We start from the raw sequence: 21,051 nt of genomic DNA, 5'->3' as shown, positions 1-21,051 counted from the left end.
CCTCGAACCTACCCGAGTCGTCCGAGCCGCTCGTCGAGCGCGCGCCGCTGCTCGGCGACCGCCGTGCCCGCCGTGCCGCCGATGCCCGAGCGCGACGCGATCGCACCATCCACCGTGAGCACCTCGCGCACCTCCGGCGTCAGGTGCTCGGAGATCGAGCGGTAGTCCTCGTCGCTCGCCTCGTCGAGCTCGATGCCGCGCTGCTCGCACAGTCGCACGAGCGCGCCCGAGATCTCGTGCGCATCCCGGAACGGCACGCGCCGGCGCACCAGCCACTCGGCCACGTCCGTCGCGAGCGCGTAGCCCGCGGCGGCCCCCGCGCGCATCCGCCCCTCGTCGAACTCGAGGGTCGCCACCATGCCGGCGAAGGCCGGCAGCAGCACCTGCAGCTGGTCGACCGCGTCGAAGACCGGCTCCTTGTCCTCCTGCAGGTCGCGGTTGTAGGCCAGCGGCAGCGCCTTCAGCGTCGCGAGCAGGCCAGCGTGGTCGCCGATCAGGCGACCCGCCTTGCCGCGCGCCAGCTCTGCGATGTCGGGGTTCTTCTTCTGCGGCATGATCGACGACCCGGTCGAGAAGGCGTCGTGCAGCCTGACGAAGGCGACGTCGCGGGTCGACCAGAAGATGACCTCCTCGGCCAGCCGCGAGAGGTCGATCGCCGTCATCGTCAGCACGAAGGTGAGCTCGGCCACCACGTCGCGCGCCGCCGTGGCGTCGATGGAGTTCGGGCTGGGGGCGGCGAGACCGAGCTCGCGAGCGACGAGGGCCGGGTCGAGGCCGAGGGTCGAGCCGGCGAGGGCGCCGGCACCATAGGGCGACCCCCCCGCCCGCCCCCGCCAGTCGGCGAGGCGCTCGAGGTCGCGCAGCAGCGGCCACGCGTGGGCCAGCAGGTGGTGCGAGAGCAGCACCGGTTGCGCGTGCTGCAGGTGGGTGCGGCCGGGCATCGGCGCGTCGGGATGCGCGTCGGCCTGCATGCGGAGCGCCTCGATCACCGCGCGGATGCCGCGGGCGACCTCCACGGTCTCCTCCAGCATCCACACCCGCACGAGCGTGGCGATCTGGTCGTTGCGCGAGCGGCCGGCGCGGAGCCGGCCGCCGAGGTCGGGCCCGGCGATCTCGATCAGGCCGCGCTCGAGCGCACCGTGGACGTCCTCGTCGGACTCCGCCGCGACGAAGGCGCCCGTGCGCACCTGCCCGCTCAGCTCGTCGAGCGCGCCCCGCATCGCGGTCAGCTGCTCGTCGTCGAGGAGGCCGGCGGCGTGCAGCGCGGTGGCGTGCGCCTTCGAGCCGCGGATGTCGAGCTGCGCGAGCCGCCAGTCGAACTGCGTCGACTTCGACAGCCGAGCCATCTCGGGGCTCGGGCCCGATGCGAAGCGGCCGCCCCAGAGCGAGCCCTCGTTCGTGCCGTGGGCGTCGCCGCCCTGCTGCGCGGCGCTCATCCGTCTGCCCGCTCGAGCAGCCAGGCGAGCAGCGCCTTCTGCGCGTGGAGGCGATTCTCCGCCTCGTCCCAGATGATCGACTGCGGGCCGTCGATCACATCGGCGGTCACCTCGAAGCCGCGGTCGGCCGGCAGGCAGTGCATGAACACCGCGTCCGCCTTCGCCTGCGCCATCAGCGCCTGATCGACCCGGAAGTCGCCGAAGGTCGCGACGCGCTCGGCCTTCTCCTCCTCCTTGCCCATCGAGACCCACGTGTCGGTGACGACGACGTCGGCGCCCGCGACGGCCTCGGATGCGCTGCGCACGACGGCGGCACTGCCGCCGGTCTGCTCGGCGATGCGCACGGCGGCCGCGATCACGTCGGGCTCGGGCTCGTGCGACTCGGGCGAGGCGACACGCACGTGCATGCCTGCGGTCGCGCACGCGAGCAGGTAGGACTGACCCATGTTGGAGCGCCCGTCGCCGACGAACGCGACGGTGAGGCCGGCGAGCTCGCCCTTGTGCTCCTGCATCGTCAGCAGATCGGCGAGCAGCTGGCACGGGTGGAAGTCGTCGGAGAGCGCGTTGACGACGGGCACGGTCGTGCCATCCGCCATCTCCTCGAGCCCGGCCTGCGCGTACGTGCGCCACACGATCGCGGCGACCTGGCGCTCGAGCACCCGCGCGGTGTCGGCCGCGGTCTCCTTGCCACCCAGCTGGCTCGAGGCCGTCGAGATGATGAGCGGCGAGCCGCCGAGGTCGGAGATGCCGACGTGGAACGAGACGCGCGTGCGCGTCGACGACTTGTCGAAGATGACGGCGACCGACTGCGGCCCCTCGAGCGGGCGCTCGGCCCAGCGGTCGGCCTTCATGCGCGCCGCTCGCTCGAGCACCTCGCGCTGCTCGGCGGGGCTCAGGTCGTCGTCGCGGAGGAAGTGGCGCGTCATGCGTGCTCCTTGTCGGAGGGGTGGTCGGGGGTGCCGGGGGAAGGCAGCGGTGCGGATGCGGGGACGACCTCGGTGCCGGAGCCCGCGGTCGTGAAGAGCTCGGTGAGGATCGAGTGCGGCGCGCGGCCGTCGATGATCGCGGCCTTCGGCACGCCGGCGCGCACCGCGGTCAGGCACGCCTGCATCTTCGGGATCATGCCCGACTCGAGGCTCGGCAGCAGGTCGTCGAGCTCGACGTCGGTCAGCTCGCTCACGAGGCTCGAGCGGTCGGGCCAGTCGCGGTAGAGGCCCTCGACGTCGGTGAGGATCACGAGCTTCGCGGCGCCGAGCGCAGCCGCGAGCGCCGCGGCAGCCGCATCCGCGTTCACGTTGAGCGACTCCCCCGGCGCATCGCCATCGGGCGCGATCGACGACACGACCGGGATGAGCCCCGCGTCGAGCAGCCGCTGCACCGGGGCCGGGTCGACCGCGACGACGTCGCCCACCTGGCCGAGGTCCACATCCTCCCCATCGACCACGGTGCCGCGCCGTCGGCCGGTGAAGAGGCCGGCGTCCTCGCCCGAGAGGGTCGCGGCGAGCGGCCCGTGCCGGTTGATGAGCGAGACGAGCGTGCGCGCCACCTGGCCGGTGAGCACCATCCGCACGACGTCCATCGCCTCGCGGCTCGTCACGCGGTAGCCGCCGCGGAACTCGCTCTCGATGCCGTGGATGCGCAGCGCCTCGCTGATCTGCGGGCCTCCCCCGTGCACGACGACCGGCGAGATGCCGACGTGGCGGAGGTACACCATGTCCTCGGCGAAGGCGCGCTGCAGCTCCTCGCTGATCATCGCGTTGCCGCCGTACTTCACGACCATCGTGGCGCCGCGATAGCGCTCGAGCCACGGCAGCGACTCGATGAGCGTCTCGGCCTTCTGCGCGAGCTCGGCGGCGCGGGTCTCAGCTGGCATATGCGGAGTTCTCGTGGACGTAGTCGTGGGTGAGGTCGTTGGTGCGGATGCTCGCGGTCGCGTCGCCCGCGAAGAGGTCGATCACGATGTGGGTCGCGCGCGGCGCCAGGTCGACCTCCTCGCGCGGGCGGTCGGGCTCGCCCGCGTGGCAGACGCGCACCCCGTTGAAGGAGACGTCGACCGCGTAGGGGTCGAAGGCCGCATCGGTCGTGCCGATCGCCGCCAGCACGCGGCCCCAGTTGGGATCGTTGCCGAAGATCGCCGCCTTGAAGAGGTTCGAGCGCGCCACCGAGCGCGCGACGACGACCGCGTCGTCCTCGCTCTCGGCCGAGCGCACCTCGATCGTGATGTCGTGGCTCGCGCCCTCGGCGTCGAGCTGCAGCTGCGCGGCCAGGTCATCGCAGACCGCGGTGACCGCGGCGGTCAGCTCGGCCTCGTCTGGCGTGGTGCCGGACGCGCCGCTCGCGAGCAGCAGGACCGTGTCGTTCGTGGACATGCAGCCGTCGGAGTCGAGCCGGTCGAACGTCACCCGGGTCGCCGCGCGCAGCGCGCGGTCGAGCACTGCCGAGTCGGCGACCGCGTCGGTCGTGAGCACGACGAGCATGGTCGCGAGGCCCGGGGCCAGCATGCCGGCCCCCTTCGCCATGCCGCCGACCGTCCAGGCACCCTCGGCGCCCGCGGCGACCGCCTGCTTCGGGTGGTTGTCGGTCGTCATGATGGCGGCGGCCGCGTCGTCCCCACCGGAGCGCGCCAGCGCATCCGCCGCCATGTCGACGCCGCGGAGCACCCCCTGCCGGAAGGTCTCGTCGCCGATGCCGATGAGGCCGGTCGAGCAGACCTGCACGTCGATCGCGCCGATGGGCACCCCGGCAGCGCTCAGCCGCTCGGCGACGCGCTCGGCGGTCTGGTGCGTGGTCTGGAAGCCGAAGGCGCCGGTGAAGCAGTTGGCACCACCGGAGTTGAGGATGACGGCGCGCGCGCTGCCGCCCGCGAGGGCCTGCTGGCTCCAGAGCACCGGATTGGCCTTCGCGCGGTTGGCGGTGAAGACGCCGGCTGCCGCCGAGAGCGGGCCATCGTTGACGACGAGGGCGACGTCGAGCCCGCCGCTCGCCTTGAGCCCGGCGGTCACGCCCGCGGCCCGGAAGCCCCTCGCTGCTGTGACGCTCACGGCGCGACCCCGTCGATCGAGAGGCCGAGGCCCTCGTCGAAGCCGAGCGCGATGTTCGCCGACTGGATCGCGGCGCCCGCCGTGCCCTTGCCGAGGTTGTCGATCGCAGCGATGACGACGACGCGCCCCGCTGCCTCGTCGAGCCCGATGCCCAGGTGCACGGCGTTGGAGCCCACCACGTCGGCGGTGCGCGGGTACTCGCCGGCGGGCGTGATGTGGATGAACGCCTCATCGCCGTAGGCACTCAGCCAGGCAGAGCGCACGAGCTCGGCCGTCGCGTCGCCGACGAGCGGCGCCGTGACGGTCGCGAGGATGCCGCGCGACATGGGCACGAGCACCGGCGTGAACGAGTGGCGGATGCGCTCGGCGCCGGCAGCGCGCAGGTTCTGCGCGATCTCGGGCAGGTGGCGGTGCGTGCCGCCGACGCCGTAGGGCGTCGCCGAGCCCGTGAGCTCGGCGGCCAGCAGGTTCGTCTTCGCCGCCCGGCCGGCGCCGGAGGAGCCGACGGCGAGCACCGAGGTGATGGCGGTGGTGTCGATGAGGCCGGCGGCGATGCCTGGCGCGATCGCGAGCGTCACCGCGGTGGCGTTGCAGCCCGGCACGGCGATGCGACGCGCGGCGCGCAGCTCGCGGCGCTGCCGGCCCCCGTCGGCGAGGATGAGCTCGGGCATGCCGTAGGGCCAGGTGCCCGAGTGCTCGCTGCCGTAGAAGGCCTGCCAGTCATCGGCGCTCTCGAGCCGGTGATCGGCACCCGCGTCGACGACGAGCGTCGACTCGGGCAGCTGCGCGGCGAGCGCGCCGGAGTGCCCGTGCGGCAGCGCGAGGAAGACGACGTCGTGCCCCGCGAGCACCTCAGGCGAGGTCTCCTGGAAGGTCAGCGATGCGAGGGAGCGCAGGTTCGAGTGCACGGAGACGAGGGGCTGGCCGGCGTTCGAGTGCGCGGTGACCGTGCGCACGTCGAGCTCCGGGTGCTGCGCGAGCAGCCGCAGCAGCTCGCCACCTGCGTATCCGCTCGCGCCTGCGACGGCGACGGAGAGGCTCATGCCTCCAGGCTACTGGGCCTGCGATGCCCAGCTCGCCCGGCCGACGGCCGGAGCCTCGCCGCTTCCGCTCGGCGGATCGACCACGAAGCGCACCTCGACGGCCGCACTGACCTCGATCTCGCCGGCCTCGAGCGAGACCGCGGGAGCCGCATCCGCCTCTGCCGACATCGTCGCCATGCGCGCGGCACCCTTGGCCATGGGCATCGCGGGCGGCGTCGTGCCGGGCTCCTGGATGGCGTCGACGACGGGCGAGCCGAGCCCCGCGGCGCTCGCGTAGTCGGCGGCGCGCTCGACCGCGTCGGCGATCGCTCGCGCACGGGCGACGCGCGAGCGCTCCCGCACGGTGGCGTCGGTGAGCGACCACTCGATGCCGCCCACCTCGTGCGTCTTGTGCACGCCGACACTGCCGATCCACGTGCCGAGCGCCTCGAAGTCGGTGAAGCGCACGGTCACCGCTGCGCTGGCCGTGTAGACCGAGCGACGCGGCTCTCCCTCGCCGACCCACTCCTCGTGGTGCGAGATCCACACGCGGTCGGCGTGCCAGGACGCCGCGGCGCCTGCGGCCTCGTGCGCCTGGGCGTCGGCGACGATGCGCGCGTGGGCATCCGCGACCGCCCGCATCGCTGCCTCCGCGCTCGACGCGCTCCACCGGGAGTGCACCGTCACCGTCGCCAGCTCTGCGCTCGCGCGCTCGAGGGCCGTGCCCCGCACCGTGATGTCGACCATGCCGCGGATGCTACTCCCGCAGCCTGGCGCCGAAGCGCTCGGTCGCGACCGCGAGCCCGGCGAGCTTCGCCTCGGATGCCTCGGCGGCCGTGAGCGTGCGGTCGGCGGCGCGGAAGCGGAGCGCGAAGGTGAGTGACTTCTCGCCGGCCTCGAGCCCCTGCCCGCGGTAGTCGTCCACGAGCGCGATGTGCTCGAGCAGCGCTCCCGCGCCCTCGCGCACCGCGCGGCACACGTCGCCGGCCGGCACCTCGATGGGCACCACGAGCGACAGGTCCTGCGTCGCCGCCGGCACCGGCGCGATGAGCTGCGTGTCGAGACCGACGCGGGCGAGGCGCTGCAGAGCGCTCAGGTCGAGCTCTGCCACCGCGACCACGCGCGGCAGGTCGGCGTCCGCCGCGATCTGCGGCAGCAGCTCACCTGCCACGCCGACGACCTCGTCGCCCACGAGCAGCTCAGCGGCGCGGCCCGGGTGCAGCCACTCGCGCTGCCCCTGGCGCACGTCGAGCTCGAGCCCGAGCGTACGGGCGATGCGCGCGCTCGCCTCGACCGCGTCGGCGATGCCGTAGCGCTCCGCCGCGCGACCGGGCTGCTTGCGCACGCGCTCTCCGAGCATCAGCACGGCCGCGCGGTCGGGCTGCGCCGGCAGGCGGTCGAGCTCGGCCAGCACCGCGTCGGCGGGACGCGCGCTCGCCTCGGGCAGGTGCTCGGTGCCCTGGTCATCGACCGCGTGGAAGACGCGGCCGAGCTCGAACAGCGCCAGGTCGGTCAGGCCGCGGCCGAGGTTGCGGTGCGCGGTGTCGAGCATCGCGGGCACGAGCGCCGTGCGGAGCCACGGGCGCTCGGCGTCCAGCGGGTTCTCGAGGCGCACGGGCTCGTCGCCCGTCATGCGCGCCTGGCGCTCGGTCACGAAGGGCGCGACGAGCACCTCGGTGAGGCCGGCGGCCGCGAGGCCGTTGGCGACGCTGCGGCGCAGCCGCTGCGCGCGCGTCAGGCCGCGCCCGGGCGGGGCGACGGGCAGCACCGAGGGGATGCGGTCGAAGCCGACGATGCGCGCCACCTCTTCGACGAGGCCTTCTCGGTCGACGAGGTCGGGGCGCCACGTCGGGGGCGTCACGACCCAGCTGGCGGCGTCAGCAGCCTCGCCCTCGTCGACGGATGCTCCGATCGCCAGCAGCGCGCGCCGCGCTTCGTCCGTGGTGTAGTCAGCGCCCGTGAGCTCGCTCCAGTAGCCGACCGGGATCGCGATGGGCCGCATCTCACTGACCCCGCCGACCTCGGCGCCGAGCTCGGTGTCGATGGTGCCGCCGGCCAGCTCGACGAGCAGCTGCGCGACGCGCGCTGCCGCCGCATCGGCGACGGCAGGGTCGACGCCGCGCTCGTAGCGCTTGGACGCCTCGGAGATCAGGCGGTGGCGGCGCGATGCGCGACCGATCGAGACCGAGTCGAAGGTCGCCGACTCGAGCGCCACGTCGGTCGTCGACGCATCCATCTCGGTCTCGGCGCCGCCCATGACGCCGGCGATCCCGATGGGCCCGCGCTCGTCGGTGATGAGGAGGTCCTCGGCGTGCAGCGCGCGGTCGACGCCGTCGAGCGTCGTGATGCGCTCGCCCTCGTGGGCGCGACGCACGGCGATGCCACCGCGCAGCTTGCCGAGGTCGTAGGCGTGGGTCGGCTGCCCCAGCTCGAGCATCACGTAGTTCGTGATGTCGACGCCGATCGAGACCGAGCGCATGCCGGCCAGGCGCAGTCGCGAGACCATCCACGCCGGGGTCGGCAGCGTCTGGTCGATGCCGCGCACGACGCGCACGATGAAGCGCGAGCAGCCCACGTTGCCGCGGATGGGCGCGTCGTCGTCGATCGAGAGGCCGAAGCCGGATGGGGTGCCGAGGTCGACGGCGCGGCGCGCGGTCTCCGCCGGGTCGGTGAACGGCGCGCCGATCGACGAGGCCAGCTCGCGGGCGATGCCGCGGATCGACAGGGCGTAGCCGCGATCGGGCGTGACGTTGATCTCGACCGCCTGGTCGTCCAGACCCAGCAGCGCCAGCGCATCCGACCCGACCTCACCCGGGATGCCGAGCTCGTCGAGGCGCATGATGCCGTCGTGGTCGTCGCCGATGCCCAGCTCGCGCACCGAGGCGATCATGCCGTCGGAGACGTGGCCGTAGGTCTTGCGCGCCGCGATCTCGAAGTCGCCGAGGGCCGAGCCCGGCAGCGTGACGACGACGCGGTCGCCCTCGACGAAGTTCAGGGCGCCGCAGACGATGCCGCGCACGCCGCCGTTCGCCTCGCCGACGTCGACCTGGCACCAGCGGATGACCTTGCCGTTCTTCTGCGGCTCCTCGACGAGCTCGAGCACGCGGCCGACGACGATCGGGCCGCGCAGGTCGCCGCCGTGGACGGCCTCCTCCTCGAAGCCGACGCGCACGAGCTGCTCGTGCAGCCACTCGGCGGCGCCCTCCTTCGGCAGCTCGACGTGCTCTGCGAGCCAAGACAGCGGAATCCGCATCAGATCACCATCCCGAACTGCTCGGTGAAGCGCACGTCGCCCTCGATCATGTCGCGCATGTCGTCGAGCTGGTATCGGAACTGCAGGGTGCGCTCGATGCCCATGCCGAACGCGAAGCCCGAGTAGACCTCGGGGTCGATGCCCGCGGCGCGCAGCACGTTGGGGTTCACCATGCCGCAGCCGCCCCACTCCACCCAGCGCGGGCCGCCGCGCATGCCCGGGTGCCAGACATCCATCTCGGCGCTCGGCTCGGTGAACGGGAAGTAGTTGGGGCGCAGGCGGATCTTCGCCTCCTCGCCGAACATGATGCGGGCGAGGTGCTCGAGCGTGCCGCGCAGGTTGGCCATGGTGAGGCCCTTGTCGACGGCGAGGCCCTCGATCTGCGTGAAGACCGGGAGATGCGTGGCGTCGATGTCGTCCGTGCGGTAGACGCGGCCGGGGGCGACGATGTAGATGGGCAGCTCCCGCGTGAGCATGGAGCGCATCTGCACCGGGCTCGTCTGCGTGCGCAGCACCATGTGCCGGTCGGCGGGCGCGACGTAGAAGGTGTCGGACTCGCCGCGCGCGGGGTGGTCGGGGTCGACGTTGAGCGAGTCGAAGTTGTACCACTCGTGCTCGAGCTCCGGCCCCTCGGCGATCTCCCAGCCCATGCCGACGAAGACATCGCCCATCTCTTCGCTGAGCATGGTGAGCGGATGCCGTCCACCGACGGCGCGGATGCGCGGCAGCGCGGTCACGTCGATGCGCTCGGCCTCGAGCTGCGCCTGCTCCTCGGCGGCGGCGAGCTGCGCCTGCCGCTCGGTGATCGCGGCGCCGACGCGGCCGCGGCCAGCGCCGATGATCTGGCCGGCGGCCTTGCGCTCCTCGGGAGCGACGTCGCGGAGGCTGCCGTTCAGGGCAGCGAGCTCGCTCCCCTGGCCGTTGTGCGCGGCCTTCGCGGCCTGCAGCTCGGCGGTGGACTGGGCGGCTTCGATCGCGGCGAGGGCCGCGGTCACGGCGGCGTCGACGCGCGCGCCGAGGCCGGCAGGATCATCGGGGTGGGGCACCCGACGATCCTACCGATCGCTCAGCGCTCGTCGGCGTCAGGGCCGATCGGCGCCGGGAGGATGCGCATCGCCGTCGGGCACGTCAGCCCGGCCGCCGCCGATGATGCCGCCATCCCCGACGCTGCCGGTCATCGACGCGTCGCCGCCCTGGGTCAGCAGCAGCTGTGTGTCGGTCACACCGGCGTCGTTGAGCGGCTTGTGCTCGCCCTGCACCTTCGGCGAGGCCTCTGTGCGGCGCTGCACGTAGGTCGCGAACGACGACATGAGCATGCAGATGACGATGTAGATGGCACCGGTGACGATCGCCGACTGGATGATCGGGGTGTCCAGGTTGAAGTCGCTGCCGAGCAGCTTGGCGACGTAGAGCAGCTCGTTGAAGGTGATGATGTAGCCGAGCGCCGTGTCCTTCAGCGTCACGACGAGCTGCGAGATGATCACGGGCATCATGGCGCGGATCGCCTGCGGCAGGAGGATGAGGCGCATCACTCCCGACTTGCGCAAGCCGACCGCGTAGCCAGCCTCCTGCTGGCCGCGCGGCAGCGACTCGACGCCCGCGCGGATCACCTCGGCGAGCACCGAGCCGTTGTAGGCGATGAGTGCGATGACGACGGCTTCGAAGGGAGAGAAGCGCACGCCGACCACGGGCATGCCGTAGTACAGCAGCATCATGAACACGAGCACCGGAATCGCGCGCAGCAGCTCGGTGATCCACATCACCGGCACCCGCACGCCGGCGTGGTCGGAGAGCCGACCGATCGCGAGGACGAAGCCGAGGATGATCGCACCCACCGCCGCGCAGGCGAAGGCGCTGAGCGTGTTCAGGAGCCCTTCGAAGATCCGCGACCAGATCGCCGCGTAGCCGAACGCCTCCCACTTCGAGGCCTCGAACTGGCCCGTGGCGAACATGCGCCACAGCAGGACGCCGAACAGCGCGACGATCACCGCGATGGTGACGATGCCGAGGACGTTGTTGCGGGCGACCGCCCGAGGCCCGGGGACGTCGTACAGGACCGAGGTCTGGCTCATCGCGCGACCCTCCACTTGTTCTCGAGCATTCGCTGCACCCAGGAGAGGACGGCGACGAGCACGACGAAGGCGATCGCGACCCAGAGCAGCACGAACATGCCGTTCTCGCCCTGCTCGGAGAGGTTGTTGCGGATCGAGCCGAGGTTGAGCACCGAGAAGCCGGCTGCGACGGTCGTGTTCTTCAGCAGTGCGATCAGCACGCTCATCATCGGCGGGATCACCGCCCGCCCTGCCTGCGGCAGCACGATGAGGCCCATGACCTGGCCGAAGGTGAGCCCGAGCGCGCGGGCCGCCTCGGCCTGGCCGACCGGCACGGTGTTGATGCCGGAGCGCAGCGTCTCCGCGACGTAGGTCGCGGTGTAGATGCCGAGCGCGCAGACCGCGAGCACCATGAAGTCCATGCGCGTGCCTGCGAGCACCGGCACGCCGAGCGCGAAGAAGAAGAACAGCAGCGTGAGCGGCGTGTTGCGGATCAGGTTGACGTAGGCCGTGCCGACTGCGCGGGCGATGGGCACGGGCGAGACGCGCATGGCGCCGACGATGAAGCCGAGCACGAGCGCGATCGCGCCGCCGCCGAAGAACAGCACGAGCGTGCCGACGAGCGCATCACCCCACAGCGGGAGGTGGTCGAAAAGGGTGCCGAACACCGCAGTCTCCTTCCGTTACGCGGGGTGGTGGGCGTCAGCCCACCACCCCGCGGCGGATACACGATCGATCAGTAGCGGTCGACCTCGGGCTGCGTGCCCTCGACGCCGGAGTCACCCAGGTTGTTGTCGTAGATCGCCTGCCACGTCTCGCCACCCTCTTCGAGCATGGTGTTGATGTGGTCGCGCAGCGCGTCGTCGCCCTTCGGGAGGCCGATGCCGTAGCGCTCCTCGGTGAAGGGCTCGCCGACGACCTGGATCTCGTCGGGTCGCTGGGCCGCGTAGCCGATCAGGATCGCCTGGTCGGTGGTGACAGCGTCGACCTGGTCGTTGACGAGGCCCTCGACGCACTGCGAGTAGGTGTCGAACTCGGTCGTCTCGACATCCGGGTAGTTGTCGCGGATGTTCTGGATCGGCGTCGAGCCGGTCGCCGAGCAGACGTTGACGCCAGCGACGAGGTCGGCCTCGGACGTGATATCGGAGTCGGCAGCGACGAGCAGGCCCTGGCCGGTGACGAAGTAGGGGCCGGCGAAGTCGATCTGCTCCTTGCGGCCATCGGTGATCGAGTAGGTGCCGACGTAGAAGTCGATGTCGCCATTCACGAGCGCCTGCTCGCGGTTCGCCGAGGGGATCGACTGGAACTCGATCGCCTCCTCGTCGAAGCCGAGCGAGGCAGCCACCCAACGGGCGATGTCGACGTCGAAGCCGGTGCGCTCGTTCGTGGTCGAGTCCAGGTAGCCGAGGTTCGGCTGGTCCTCCTTGACGCCGATGCGCACGACGCCGTCGGCCATCATCGTGTCGAACGTCTCCGAGCCCTCGAGCTGGACGTCAGTAGCGACCTCGAACGGCTGCTCGCCGGTGCCGCCGCCGGGGGTGCCGCTGGCACAGCCGACGAGTGCGACTGCTGCTGCTGCGCCGAGGGCGATGGCAGCGCTGCGTCGTGTCCTACGCATGGTGTCTCCTTGAGATTCTGTGTGTGAGGTGGTGGGTCAGTGGGTGATGAGCTTGGACAGGAAGTCCTTGGCGCGGCCGCTCTTCGGGTTCGTGAAGAACTCCTCCGGCGTCGCCTGCTCGACGATCTCGCCGTCAGCCATGAAGACGACGCGGTCGGCGGCCTTGCGCGCGAAGCCCATCTCGTGGGTCACGACGACCATCGTCATGCCCTCCTTGGCGAGGCCGACCATGACGTCGAGGACCTCGTTGATCATCTCGGGATCGAGCGCGCTGGTGGGCTCGTCGAAGAGCATCACCTTCGGCTTCATCGCCAGCGCGCGCGCGATCGCCACGCGCTGCTGCTGACCACCGGAGAGCTGTGCGGGCAGCTTCGACTCCTGCTGCGCGACGCCGACGCGCTCGAGGAGCGCGTGCGCCTCCTTGACCGCATCCGCCTTCTTGACGCCGCGGACCTTCATCGGGCCCAGCGTGACGTTCTCGAGGATCGTCTTGTGGGCGAAGAGGTTGAACGACTGGAAGACCATGCCGACATCGGCGCGCAGGGCAGCGAGGCCCTTGCCCTCCTTGGGCAGCTCCTTGCCGTCGATCGTGATCGAGCCGCTCGTGATGGTCTCGAGGCGATTGATCGTGCGGCAGAGGGTCGACTTCCCGGAGCCCGACGGCCCGATGACGACGACAACCTCACCCTTGCCGATGGTGAGGTTGATGTTCTTCAATGCATGGAAGTCGCCGTAGTGCTTCTCAACTTCGGCGATCTCGACGAGGGGCTGCATGCGCACATACAACCACGGCGCATCCGCCGTTTCGTGTCACCCGTTATGGATCGAGATCAAACGGTTACATCTGCCGTTGGGCGAAGGCGCTCTGGTAGAGGCAGACGGAGGCCGCCGTCGCGAGGTTCAGCGACTCCGCATGTCCGTAGACCGGCAGGCGCACGCCACGGTCGGCGAGTCGCAGGGTCGCCTCGTCGAGGCCGCGCGCCTCGTTGCCGAAGAGCCAGGCGGTGGGCCGGGCGAGCGCACCGGAGGCCTGCATCGCCAGCAGGTCGTCGCCCGCGACATCGGCGGCGAGGATCGAGAAGCCGGCTGCGGCCGCCGCCTCGATGGCGTCGGCGGTCGAGGCGCCGACCGAGACGTCGATGTGGAAGAGCGAGCCGGTGGTCGAGCGCACGACCTTCGGGCTGTAGGGGTCGACCGAGTTGGCGGTGACGATGACGGCGGATGCGCCAGCCGCGTCGGCGGCGCGGAGGATCGTGCCGAGGTTGCCCGGGTCGCGCACCTCGTGGAGGATCGCGATCAACGGGTGCTCGGTCTTCGCCGCGCGCCCCACCGCATCCTCGAGCCCCACGGGCGCCTGCTTCGCGACCGCGACCACGCCCTGCGGATGCACGGTGTCGGCGATGGCGGCCAGTGCTCGTTCTGAGACCTCGGTGACGGGCGCGTGCTGCGCGGCTGCCGCGATCAGCTCGCCGTGGCGCTCGCGCGCGGCGTCGGTGGCGAAGACGTCGACGAGGTGCGAGGGCTGCCAGCGCACGATCTCGTCGAGCGCCGACGGGCCCTCCAACAGGAACAGCCCGGTCTGGGACCGGGCTGTTCGCTGCTGGAGTCTCGCAGCCTCTCGCACGCGGGGCGCGCGGGGGCTGTCGAGCATGTCAGGCCGCGTTCTTGGGCGCCGACGTGTCGGCCGGCAGTGCGGCCTTCGCCGCAGCGACGAGCGCGGTGAAGGTGGCGGGCTCGTGCGTGGCGAGCTCCGACAGCATGCGGCGGTCGACCTCGATGCCAGCCAGGCCGAGGCCCTGGATGAGGCGGTTGTAGGTCATGCCGTTCTGGCGTGCAGCGGCGTTGATGCGCTGGATCCAGAGGCGGCGGAACTCGCCCTTCTTCGCCTTGCGGTCGCGGAAGGCGTAGACGTGCGAGTGGAGCAGCTGCTCCTTGGCCTTGCGGTACAGGCGCGAGCGCTGACCGCGGTAGCCCGAGGCCTGCTCGAGGATGACGCGACGCTTCTTGTGCGCGTTGACTGCTCTCTTGACACGTGCCATGAGTGGTTCTCTCTATCTCTTCTTCGTCGCGCGCGTCAGCGGGCGAGCAGCTTCTTGATGACCTTGGCGTCGGCCGGGGCCAGGACCTTGTCCTTGTTGAGGCGACGCGTCTGGACCGACGACTTCACCTCGAGGTTGTGGCGCATGCCAGCCTGCTGCTTGCGGATCTTGCCGCTCCCGGTGACCTTGAAGCGCTTCTTCGCACCGGAGTGCGTCTTCTGCTTGGGCATTCTTCTCTCCTACTCGGATGCTGGCTCGCCGGCGGGCTTGGCCGCCGGCTTGGCCTTGGGCGTCGCGGGCTTGGCGGCCGCCGAGGGCGTTGCGGGCTTCGCCGCAGGCTTCGGGACGGCGCCGGGCTTCGCGGCGGGCTTGGGCGCTGCAGATGCAGCGGGCTTGGCAGCGGCAGCCGTCGCCGACTGCTCCGCGGCAGGCGACGCTGCCGGGCTCGGAGCACCGGCCGGGCGCGCTGCACCGGCAGGGCCACCCGGACGCGGGGCGCCAGCGGGACGCGGGGCGCCGGCCGGGGTCGGCTGGACGGTGCGCGCGGTCTGCTTGGGCCGCGAGTCGGCGCTCGAGGTCGGACGCGACTCGCTGCGCGGCTCGGAGCGGGGCTCCGAGCGCGATTCGGTGCGCGGACGCGACGACGGCGAGCTCGAGGTCGACGGGCGGGACGACGAGGGACGGCTCGAGCGCATGGGCTCAGGCTCGCCGCGCACGCGGCTCTGCGCGGGCACGACGGGGCGGGCGGGACGCTCGGCCTCGATCGCAGCCTGGTGCGCTGCCTGCTTCTCCGCCTCGAGGCGGCGCTTCTCCTGCTCCGCCTTCTTGTGCGCGGTGCGGACGGCGTTCTGCTCAGCCTTCGCATCCGACTTGGAGCGCATCGGCCCGACGATCATCACCATGTTGCGGCCGTCGATGGTCGGGTTCGACTCGACCGAGCCGAACTCCTGGATGTCCTCCGCGAAGCGCTGCAGGAGCCGCACGCCGAGCTCCGGGCGCGACTGCTCGCGACCGCGGAAGAGGATCATCGCCTTGACCTTGTCGCCGGCCTCGAGGAACCCCTGAGCGCGCTTGCGCTTCGTCTCGTAGTCGTGCTCGTCGATCTTCAGGCGGAACCGGACCTCCTTGAGGATCGTGTTCGCCTGGTTGCGACGGGCCTCCTTGGCCTTCTGCGCCTGCTCGTACTTGAACTTGCCGTAGTCCATGATCTTGACCACGGGCGGGCGCGCGTCAGGCGCGACCTCGACGAGGTCGAGCTCTGCCTCGCGGGCAAGACGAAGTGCATCCTCGACCCGAACGACTCCGACCTGCTCACCGGCAGGTCCGACCAGTCGGACTTCGGGAACGCGGATGCGCTCATTGGTGCGGGGATCGCTGATCGCGGGCTCCTTCTCGATGATTCTGTGTGCTGGTGCACGGCGAGAAGAGGAGCCAGAACGCGATCGCTGTCGCGTGGCTCAGCACCTGTGGCGACGAACGCCCGGTGCCGCTGACCCGGTAGCCTTGAAGCGGCTGCGGGTGGGATTGCTCCTCTTTCACCTCCGGGCGAAGGCCCGAAACCTGCACAAGCCTACCAGAGACGATCCTTCAGGAGAAGACCGCGATGACTGACGCCAGCCAGCACACCCACGGCGACGACGCTCTCGAGCAGGCGCGCGACATCGCGGAGGTGCCGGCGGTCGAGCTCATCAACACGGTCGCCATCCACCTGCTGAGCGCGGCGGCGGTCAAGGTGGGCCTGGCCGATGATCCAGAGCAGCAGCTCGACCTCGACGAGGCGCGCAAGCTCATCAATGCCCTCGCTGGGCTCGTCACCGCCGCTGCGCCAGAGATCGGCAGCATGCACGCGGCTCCCCTGCGCGACGGCCTGCGCTCCGTGCAGCTCGCCTTCCGCGAGGCGTCCACGATCCCGGACCTGCCGGGCAAGGGTCCCGGCGAGAAGTTCACCGGCTCGGTCGTCTGACCCTCAGTCGCGGGGAAGCTGCGGGGCGAGCTCCCACTCGGCGCGCGTGAGCGCCAGCGCCGCGGGAGCGACGAGCGGGAGCTCGACCGCTCCCCCGCCCCAGCGGTGGATGCGGAGCGCGACGCTCGCGACCCGCTCGCGCACGACCGCGTCGTCGCCCAGCCTCGTCGCAGCGCGCTGCAGCTGCGCCGCGACGTCCTCCGCCTGCGCCTTGGCGGTCGCGGCGACGAGCGCGTGCACCTCGAGGTCGGCACCGGAGAGACGGCTGCGCGGGTCGCCCGTCGCGAGCACGATCGCCTGCACCACGTCCTGCGCGAAGACCGCATCGGCGACCGCGCCGTGCACTGCCGCATCCTCCACGCCCCACGACCACGAGGCATCCGCCAGCAGTGCCTCGAGCATGGTGCGCGAGAGCACGAACTCGCTCTCGGAGCCAGGGTCGACCACGATGCGCGCGGGGCCGTCGAGCGCAGCGGCGGCGGCGCGCTGCACGCTCGTCGGGACCGGGCGCGCAGCGGGGTTCCACGCCTGCATCGCTGCGACGTGCGAGAACATCGGCAGGATGGCGGCGCCGTCCGGCCCCTGGACGGTCACGATCGAGAGCTCCTGCGTCTTGTCGATCGTGCGGCCGCGCTCGTCCACGCCCGTCTCCCCCGCCTTCGCGAGCAGCGGCACGAGCAGGCGCTCGCCGCGCAGCGCCTCGACGACCGCCGCCCGGCCGCCCGCGCCCGCGACGAGTGCCGCGACGGCGGCGAGGTAGCTCGGCGGTGCGGAGCCGTCGTCGCCCGCGTACGCAGTGTCGTGGTGGTCGAACGAGCGGCCCTCCCAGGGCCGGCCCGCCGAATCCGCTCGGTGCACGCCGGGCCTACTGCCCGGCGACGTCCAGCGCCGCGACCAGGGTGAACGCGCCCGCGTAGAGGGCCTTGCCGACGATGGCGCCCTCGACGCCGTGCGGCACGAGCTCTCGCAGCGCCGCGATGTCGTCGAGGCTCGAGATGCCGCCGGAGGCGACGACGGGCTTGTCGGTGCGGTCGGCGACCTGCCGCAGCAGCTCGAGGTTCGGGCCCTGCAGGGTGCCGTCCTTCGTGACGTCGGTGACGACGTAGCGGCTGCAGCCTGCCGCCTCGAGCCGATCGAGCACGTGCCAGAGGTCGCCGCCCTCCTGCGTCCATCCGCGGGCCGCGAGCGTCGTGCCCCGCACGTCGAGGCCGACGGCGATCTGCTCGCCGTACTCGGCGATGACGGACGCGGTCCACTCGGGGTTCTCCAGCGCGGCGGTGCCGAGGTTGATGCGCTTGACGCCGGTGGCGAGCGCGGCGTCGAGCGACGCCTCGTCGCGGATGCCGCCCGAGAGCTCGACCTGCACGTGGCCCCGGACGGCCTTGATGACCTTCTTGATGATGCCGCGGTTGTCGCCGCGGCCGAACGCCGCGTCGAGGTCGACGAGGTGGATCCACTCGGCGCCCTGCCGCACCCAGTCCTCTGCGGCGTCGATGGGCGAGCCGAAGGAGGTCTCGGTGCCTGCCTCACCCTGCGTGAGCCGCACGGCCTTGCCACCCGCGACGTCGATGGCGGGCAGCAGCTGGAGCTTGGGCGACTGGTTGAAATCGGTCATGGTGAAGATTGCCTTCTCGGGGTGAGGGCGGAGCGCTCGCGCGACGGGCCGGTGCGATGCTACTCCGGAGGGTCAGAGGCTGCGAACCCAGTTCTGCAGGAGGCGGATGCCGGCCTCCGCCGACTTCTCCGGGTGGAACTGCGTGGCGGTCAGCGGCCCGTTCTCGACAGCCGCGATGAAGCGCTCCCCGTGCGTCGCCCAGGTGACGCGCGGCTGCCGGATGCGGGGGTGCGGATCGATGCCCCACTCGGTGGCCGCATAGGAGTGGACGAAGTAGAAGCGCTCATCGCGGATCCCGTCGAAGAGCACGGACTCCTCGGGGGCCTCGACCTGCGCCCAGCCCATGTGCGGCAGCACGTCGGCCTCGAGGCGGCGCACGGTGCCCGGCCACTCGTCGAGCGCCTCGGTGTGCACACCGCCCTCCTCACCGGCCGAGAACAGCACTTGCATGCCGACGCAGATGCCGAGCACGGGGCGGCCGCCGGCGAGGCGACGCCCGATGAGCTCGCCGCCGCGGATCGCCTGGATCCCAGCCATGCACGCCGCGATCGAGCCGACGCCGGGCACGACGAGGCCGTCGGCCTCCATCACGGTGCTGCGGTCGGCGGTCAACGACACGTCGGCGCCCGCCGCCTCGAGCGCCTTGGCGGCCGAGTGCACGTTGCCGAGCCCGTAGTCGAGCAGCGCGACGGAGGGGCGGGTCACAGCGCGCCCTTGGTCGAGGGCACACCCGTCACACGGGGGTCGGGCTCGACGGCGACCCGCATCGCGCGGGCGAAGGCCTTGAACTCGGCCTCGGCGATGTGGTGCGGGTCGCGACCGGCGAGCACCTCGACGTGCGCGGTGATGCGGCCGTTGAGCGTGATCGCCTCGAACGCGTGCCGCACGAGCGAGCCCGTGAAGTGGCCACCGATGCGGTGCAGCTCGAAGCCGGCGGGCTCGCCGGTGTGCACGAGGAACGGGCGCCCCGACAGGTCGACGACGGCGCGGGCGAGCGCCTCGTCGAGCGGCACGGTGGCGTCGCCGTAGCGCCGGACGCCGGCCTTGTCGCCGAGCGCCTCCTGCAGCGCGAGGCCCAGCGCGATCGCGGTGTCCTCGACGGTGTGGTGCGCGTCGATGTCGGTGTCACCGCTCGCGGTCACCTCGAGGTCGATGAGCGAGTGCTTCGAGAACGCGGTCAGCATGTGGTCGAAGAACGGCACGGTCGTCGAGATCGACGAGCTGCCGGTGCCGTCGAGGTCGAGCGAGAGCCGGATGCTCGACTCGCTCGTCGTGCGCTCGATCGTTGCGGTGCGGGGCATGACTCGATCCTATTCTGCGGTCAGCTCAGCGACGGCGGCGAGCACGGCACCCGTCTCGTCCGGCGTGCCGGCGGTGACGCGCAGCGTGCCCGGCAGGCCGACGTCGCGCACGAGGATGCCGCGCTCGAGCAGCGCCGAGAACATCGCCTGCGGATCGGCGATGCCGCCCACGAGCACGAAGTTGGCATCGGAGGGATGGGGCTGCAGGCCGTGCGCGGCGAGCTCGTCGACGAGGCGGTCGCGCTGCTGGCGCAGCTGATCGACGCGCGCGAGCATCTCGCCGCTGTGGCGCAGGGCGGCGAGCGCTGCTGCCTGCGTGATCGCCGAGAGGTGGTAGGGCAGCCGGACGAGTCGCAGCGCGTCGATGACGGCGGGCGCCGCGGCGAGGTAGCCCACCCGGATGCCTGCGAAGGCGAAGGCCTTGCTCATCGTGCGCGAGACGAGCAGGCGCGGGTAGCGCTCCAGGAGCGCGAGCGCCGTCTGGCTGCGGTCGTGCGCGAACTCGGCGTAGGCCTCGTCGACGAGCACGATGCCGCGGGCTGCCTCCATCGCCGCCTCGATGACGTCGAGCCCGATCGCGGTGCCCGTGGGGTTGTTCGGCGAGCAGAGGAAGACGACATCCGGGTCGTGCTCCTCGATCGCCGCGCGCACCGCCTCCGGGGTGAGCGTGAAGTCCTCGGCGCGCGGCACCGGGACCCACTCCATCCCGACCCCCTGCGCCAGCAGCGGGTACATCGAATAGGTCGGGGTGAACGAGAGCAGCGAGCGGCCCGGCCCGCCGAAGGCCTGGAGCACGTGCTGCAGCACCTCGTTCGAGCCGTTGCCCGCCCAGATCTGCTCGGGCTGCAGGCCGTGGCCGAGGTAGGTGGCGAAGGATGCGCGGAGGGCGTCGAACTCACGGTCGGGGTAGCGATTGGCGCTCGGCAGGACGCGCGCGATCTCCTGCACGATGTCGACCGCGACGGCCTCGGGAACCCGGTAGGCGTTCTCGTTGACGTTGAGTCGCACTGGCACCTCGAGCTGCGGCGCGCCGTAGGGCGTCAGCCCACGGAGGTCATCGCGGATGGGGAGGTCGTCGAGGCTCGTCACCAGACCAGCCTAGGACGATGTCTGATGCCTCGCGCGACGTGTCACGGGCTGCGGCGGGCGGGCTGCTCGGCCGGACGATCAGCGCGAGTAGTGCGCGGGGATGGCGAGCAGCTCGCCAGGCTGGATGGCGCCGCCGATGCCGTTGAGCAGCTCGATCTCGGCGATCACGTCGCGCGGGTCTGCCTCGGGGGCGACCGACTGCGCGATCTGCCACAGCGACTGACCGGGCATCACGGTGATCTGCTCGAGCTCGACGCCCTGCGTCGAGGACGAGGCGACCGCGCCGGAGATCGCGTCGCCGACGAGGCCAGCGCCAGCGAGCGCGCCTGCGGCGAGCACGGGGGCGGCGACCAGCAAGGCGAGCGCGCGGCGACCGCGAGCGGTCATGCGGATGCGCGTCGTGGGCGGTGCGCTGGTCAGTGCGGCGGTGGCGATGGCAGTCATCGGTGCTCCTTCGGTTCGGACCCGCAGACGGTGCTCGGCCGGGAGCACCGTCTGCGAATCTCTGTTTCGAATCTATCTTCGATCTGTCGGAAGCGTCAAGCCCTTTCGCACACTTTCTCTGCGACACGCTCGAACGTCCATTTGATCCGGGCGCTCCGTCGGATACGCTTTCGAACCAG

At 71.6% G+C, this 21,051-nt stretch carries 23 protein-coding genes; 1 reads left to right on the top strand and 22 read right to left on the bottom strand.

Annotated elements, in window-relative coordinates; translation table 11 throughout:
- Positions 1 to 8: 8 nt before the first annotated feature.
- The 16 genes from argH to infC form a co-directional block, all read right to left on the bottom strand.
- Positions 9 to 1,436, bottom strand: a complete 1,428-nt coding sequence (gene argH / locus BQ6202_RS03955; RefSeq protein WP_072313128.1) for an argininosuccinate lyase — start codon at positions 1,434 to 1,436, stop codon at positions 9 to 11.
- Positions 1,433 to 2,362 carry an ornithine carbamoyltransferase gene (gene argF / locus BQ6202_RS03950; protein WP_072313127.1) on the bottom strand — a complete coding sequence of 310 codons (930 nt, stop codon included), beginning with the start codon at positions 2,360 to 2,362 and terminating at the stop codon, positions 1,433 to 1,435. The genes argH and argF overlap by 4 nt, the downstream gene beginning before the upstream one ends.
- Positions 2,359 to 3,309 carry an acetylglutamate kinase gene (gene argB / locus BQ6202_RS03945; RefSeq protein ID WP_072313126.1) on the bottom strand — a complete coding sequence of 317 codons (951 nt, stop codon included), beginning with the start codon at positions 3,307 to 3,309 and terminating at the stop codon, positions 2,359 to 2,361. The genes argF and argB overlap by 4 nt, the downstream gene beginning before the upstream one ends.
- On the bottom strand, positions 3,299 to 4,477 hold the full coding sequence (gene argJ / locus BQ6202_RS03940) for a bifunctional glutamate N-acetyltransferase/amino-acid acetyltransferase ArgJ (protein ID WP_072313125.1): 1,179 nt from the start codon (positions 4,475 to 4,477) through the stop codon (positions 3,299 to 3,301). The genes argB and argJ overlap by 11 nt, the downstream gene beginning before the upstream one ends.
- A complete protein-coding gene (gene argC / locus BQ6202_RS03935) occupies positions 4,474 to 5,520 on the bottom strand; it encodes an N-acetyl-gamma-glutamyl-phosphate reductase (RefSeq protein ID WP_072313124.1) in 1,047 nt (348 codons plus the stop codon). The genes argJ and argC overlap by 4 nt, the downstream gene beginning before the upstream one ends.
- A gap of 9 nt (positions 5,521 to 5,529) precedes the next feature.
- Positions 5,530 to 6,246, bottom strand: a complete 717-nt coding sequence (locus tag BQ6202_RS03930) for an SIMPL domain-containing protein (protein ID WP_072313123.1) — start codon at positions 6,244 to 6,246, stop codon at positions 5,530 to 5,532.
- Positions 6,247 to 6,256: 10 nt separating this feature from the next.
- Positions 6,257 to 8,752, bottom strand: a complete 2,496-nt coding sequence (gene pheT / locus BQ6202_RS03925) for a phenylalanine--tRNA ligase subunit beta (RefSeq protein ID WP_072313122.1) — start codon at positions 8,750 to 8,752, stop codon at positions 6,257 to 6,259.
- Entirely contained in the window at positions 8,752 to 9,798 is a 1,047-nt protein-coding gene (pheS, locus tag BQ6202_RS03920) for a phenylalanine--tRNA ligase subunit alpha (RefSeq protein WP_072313121.1), read from the bottom strand. The genes pheT and pheS overlap by 1 nt, the downstream gene beginning before the upstream one ends.
- Positions 9,799 to 9,834: 36 nt before the next feature.
- Positions 9,835 to 10,824 carry an amino acid ABC transporter permease gene (locus BQ6202_RS03915; RefSeq protein WP_200792190.1) on the bottom strand — a complete coding sequence of 330 codons (990 nt, stop codon included), beginning with the start codon at positions 10,822 to 10,824 and terminating at the stop codon, positions 9,835 to 9,837.
- Positions 10,821 to 11,471: an amino acid ABC transporter permease gene (locus tag BQ6202_RS03910; RefSeq protein ID WP_072313120.1), complete on the bottom strand. Its 651-nt coding sequence runs from the start codon at positions 11,469 to 11,471 to the stop codon at positions 10,821 to 10,823. Before BQ6202_RS03910 ends, BQ6202_RS03915 begins: the two co-directional genes overlap by 4 nt.
- Before the next feature lie 68 nt (positions 11,472 to 11,539).
- Positions 11,540 to 12,421 carry a glutamate ABC transporter substrate-binding protein gene (locus BQ6202_RS03905; protein WP_072313119.1) on the bottom strand — a complete coding sequence of 294 codons (882 nt, stop codon included), beginning with the start codon at positions 12,419 to 12,421 and terminating at the stop codon, positions 11,540 to 11,542.
- A gap of 36 nt (positions 12,422 to 12,457) precedes the next feature.
- Positions 12,458 to 13,195, bottom strand: coding sequence for an amino acid ABC transporter ATP-binding protein (locus BQ6202_RS03900; RefSeq protein WP_072313118.1), 738 nt, complete (start codon positions 13,193 to 13,195; stop codon positions 12,458 to 12,460).
- A 64-nt stretch (positions 13,196 to 13,259) separates the two neighbouring features.
- Positions 13,260 to 14,072 (bottom strand): TrmH family RNA methyltransferase, encoded by an 813-nt coding sequence (locus BQ6202_RS03895; protein WP_072313117.1) that lies wholly within the window; start codon positions 14,070 to 14,072, stop codon positions 13,260 to 13,262.
- 1 nt (position 14,073) lies between these two features.
- The gene (rplT, locus tag BQ6202_RS03890) at positions 14,074 to 14,460 is read right to left on the bottom strand and encodes a 50S ribosomal protein L20 (protein ID WP_072313116.1); all 387 of its coding nucleotides are present in this window, start codon (positions 14,458 to 14,460) and stop codon (positions 14,074 to 14,076) included.
- A 35-nt stretch (positions 14,461 to 14,495) separates the two neighbouring features.
- Positions 14,496 to 14,690 (bottom strand): 50S ribosomal protein L35, encoded by a 195-nt coding sequence (gene rpmI / locus BQ6202_RS03885; protein WP_072313115.1) that lies wholly within the window; start codon positions 14,688 to 14,690, stop codon positions 14,496 to 14,498.
- Positions 14,691 to 14,699: 9 nt separating this feature from the next.
- Positions 14,700 to 15,791, bottom strand: a complete 1,092-nt coding sequence (gene infC, locus BQ6202_RS03880) for a translation initiation factor IF-3 (protein WP_234946108.1) — start codon at positions 15,789 to 15,791, stop codon at positions 14,700 to 14,702.
- Between the two features lie 272 nt (positions 15,792 to 16,063).
- On the opposite strand from infC, the gene BQ6202_RS03875 reads away from it, so the two are divergent.
- On the top strand, positions 16,064 to 16,423 hold the full coding sequence (locus BQ6202_RS03875) for a DUF1844 domain-containing protein (protein WP_072313113.1): 360 nt from the start codon (positions 16,064 to 16,066) through the stop codon (positions 16,421 to 16,423).
- Between the two features lie 3 nt (positions 16,424 to 16,426).
- Here BQ6202_RS03875 and BQ6202_RS03870 read toward each other — a convergent pair whose 3' ends face one another.
- The 6 genes from BQ6202_RS03870 to BQ6202_RS03845 all read right to left on the bottom strand — a co-directional run bounded on the left by BQ6202_RS03870 (position 16,427) and on the right by BQ6202_RS03845 (position 20,872).
- Positions 16,427 to 17,281, bottom strand: coding sequence for an SseB family protein (locus BQ6202_RS03870; RefSeq protein WP_072313112.1), 855 nt, complete (start codon positions 17,279 to 17,281; stop codon positions 16,427 to 16,429).
- A 7-nt stretch (positions 17,282 to 17,288) separates the two neighbouring features.
- The gene (priA, locus tag BQ6202_RS03865; RefSeq protein ID WP_072313111.1) at positions 17,289 to 18,038 is read right to left on the bottom strand and encodes a bifunctional 1-(5-phosphoribosyl)-5-((5-phosphoribosylamino)methylideneamino)imidazole-4-carboxamide isomerase/phosphoribosylanthranilate isomerase PriA; all 750 of its coding nucleotides are present in this window, start codon (positions 18,036 to 18,038) and stop codon (positions 17,289 to 17,291) included.
- Between the two features lie 72 nt (positions 18,039 to 18,110).
- A complete protein-coding gene (hisH, locus tag BQ6202_RS03860; RefSeq protein WP_072313110.1) occupies positions 18,111 to 18,743 on the bottom strand; it encodes an imidazole glycerol phosphate synthase subunit HisH in 633 nt (210 codons plus the stop codon).
- Complete coding sequence (gene hisB / locus BQ6202_RS03855) at positions 18,740 to 19,339, bottom strand: imidazoleglycerol-phosphate dehydratase HisB (RefSeq protein WP_072313109.1); 600 nt, start codon at positions 19,337 to 19,339, stop codon at positions 18,740 to 18,742. Before hisB ends, hisH begins: the two co-directional genes overlap by 4 nt.
- A gap of 9 nt (positions 19,340 to 19,348) precedes the next feature.
- A complete protein-coding gene (locus BQ6202_RS03850; RefSeq protein WP_072313108.1) occupies positions 19,349 to 20,428 on the bottom strand; it encodes a histidinol-phosphate transaminase in 1,080 nt (359 codons plus the stop codon).
- 78 nt (positions 20,429 to 20,506) lie between these two features.
- Positions 20,507 to 20,872, bottom strand: a complete 366-nt coding sequence (locus tag BQ6202_RS03845; RefSeq protein ID WP_072313107.1) for a hypothetical protein — start codon at positions 20,870 to 20,872, stop codon at positions 20,507 to 20,509.
- Between the last annotated feature and the right edge of the window lie 179 nt (positions 20,873 to 21,051).

It is taken from the genome of Agrococcus sp. Marseille-P2731, assembly GCF_900117395.1.
GTDB lineage: Bacteria > Actinomycetota > Actinomycetes > Actinomycetales > Microbacteriaceae > Agrococcus.
The sequence above is the reverse complement of the archived record's forward strand: the minus strand, read 5'-3'. Positions and strand labels throughout refer to the sequence as shown.

Coding starts and splice junctions, on each gene's coding strand:
- argH (WP_072313128.1), bottom strand. CDS start 1,436: ATGAGCGCCGCGCAGCAGGGCGGCGACGCCCACGGCACGAACGAGGGC.
- argF (WP_072313127.1), bottom strand. CDS start 2,362: ATGACGCGCCACTTCCTCCGCGACGACGACCTGAGCCCCGCCGAGCAG.
- argB (WP_072313126.1), bottom strand. CDS start 3,309: ATGCCAGCTGAGACCCGCGCCGCCGAGCTCGCGCAGAAGGCCGAGACG.
- argC (WP_072313124.1), bottom strand. CDS start 5,520: ATGAGCCTCTCCGTCGCCGTCGCAGGCGCGAGCGGATACGCAGGTGGC.
- BQ6202_RS03930 (WP_072313123.1), bottom strand. CDS start 6,246: ATGGTCGACATCACGGTGCGGGGCACGGCCCTCGAGCGCGCGAGCGCA.
- pheT (WP_072313122.1), bottom strand. CDS start 8,752: ATGCGGATTCCGCTGTCTTGGCTCGCAGAGCACGTCGAGCTGCCGAAG.
- BQ6202_RS03915 (WP_200792190.1), bottom strand. CDS start 10,824: ATGAGCCAGACCTCGGTCCTGTACGACGTCCCCGGGCCTCGGGCGGTC.
- BQ6202_RS03905 (WP_072313119.1), bottom strand. CDS start 12,421: ATGCGTAGGACACGACGCAGCGCTGCCATCGCCCTCGGCGCAGCAGCA.
- BQ6202_RS03900 (WP_072313118.1), bottom strand. CDS start 13,195: ATGCAGCCCCTCGTCGAGATCGCCGAAGTTGAGAAGCACTACGGCGAC.
- BQ6202_RS03895 (WP_072313117.1), bottom strand. CDS start 14,072: ATGCTCGACAGCCCCCGCGCGCCCCGCGTGCGAGAGGCTGCGAGACTC.
- rplT (WP_072313116.1), bottom strand. CDS start 14,460: ATGGCACGTGTCAAGAGAGCAGTCAACGCGCACAAGAAGCGTCGCGTC.
- rpmI (WP_072313115.1), bottom strand. CDS start 14,690: ATGCCCAAGCAGAAGACGCACTCCGGTGCGAAGAAGCGCTTCAAGGTC.
- BQ6202_RS03875 (WP_072313113.1), top strand. CDS start 16,064: ATGACTGACGCCAGCCAGCACACCCACGGCGACGACGCTCTCGAGCAG.
- priA (WP_072313111.1), bottom strand. CDS start 18,038: ATGACCGATTTCAACCAGTCGCCCAAGCTCCAGCTGCTGCCCGCCATC.
- hisB (WP_072313109.1), bottom strand. CDS start 19,339: ATGCCCCGCACCGCAACGATCGAGCGCACGACGAGCGAGTCGAGCATC.
- BQ6202_RS03845 (WP_072313107.1), bottom strand. CDS start 20,872: ATGACTGCCATCGCCACCGCCGCACTGACCAGCGCACCGCCCACGACG.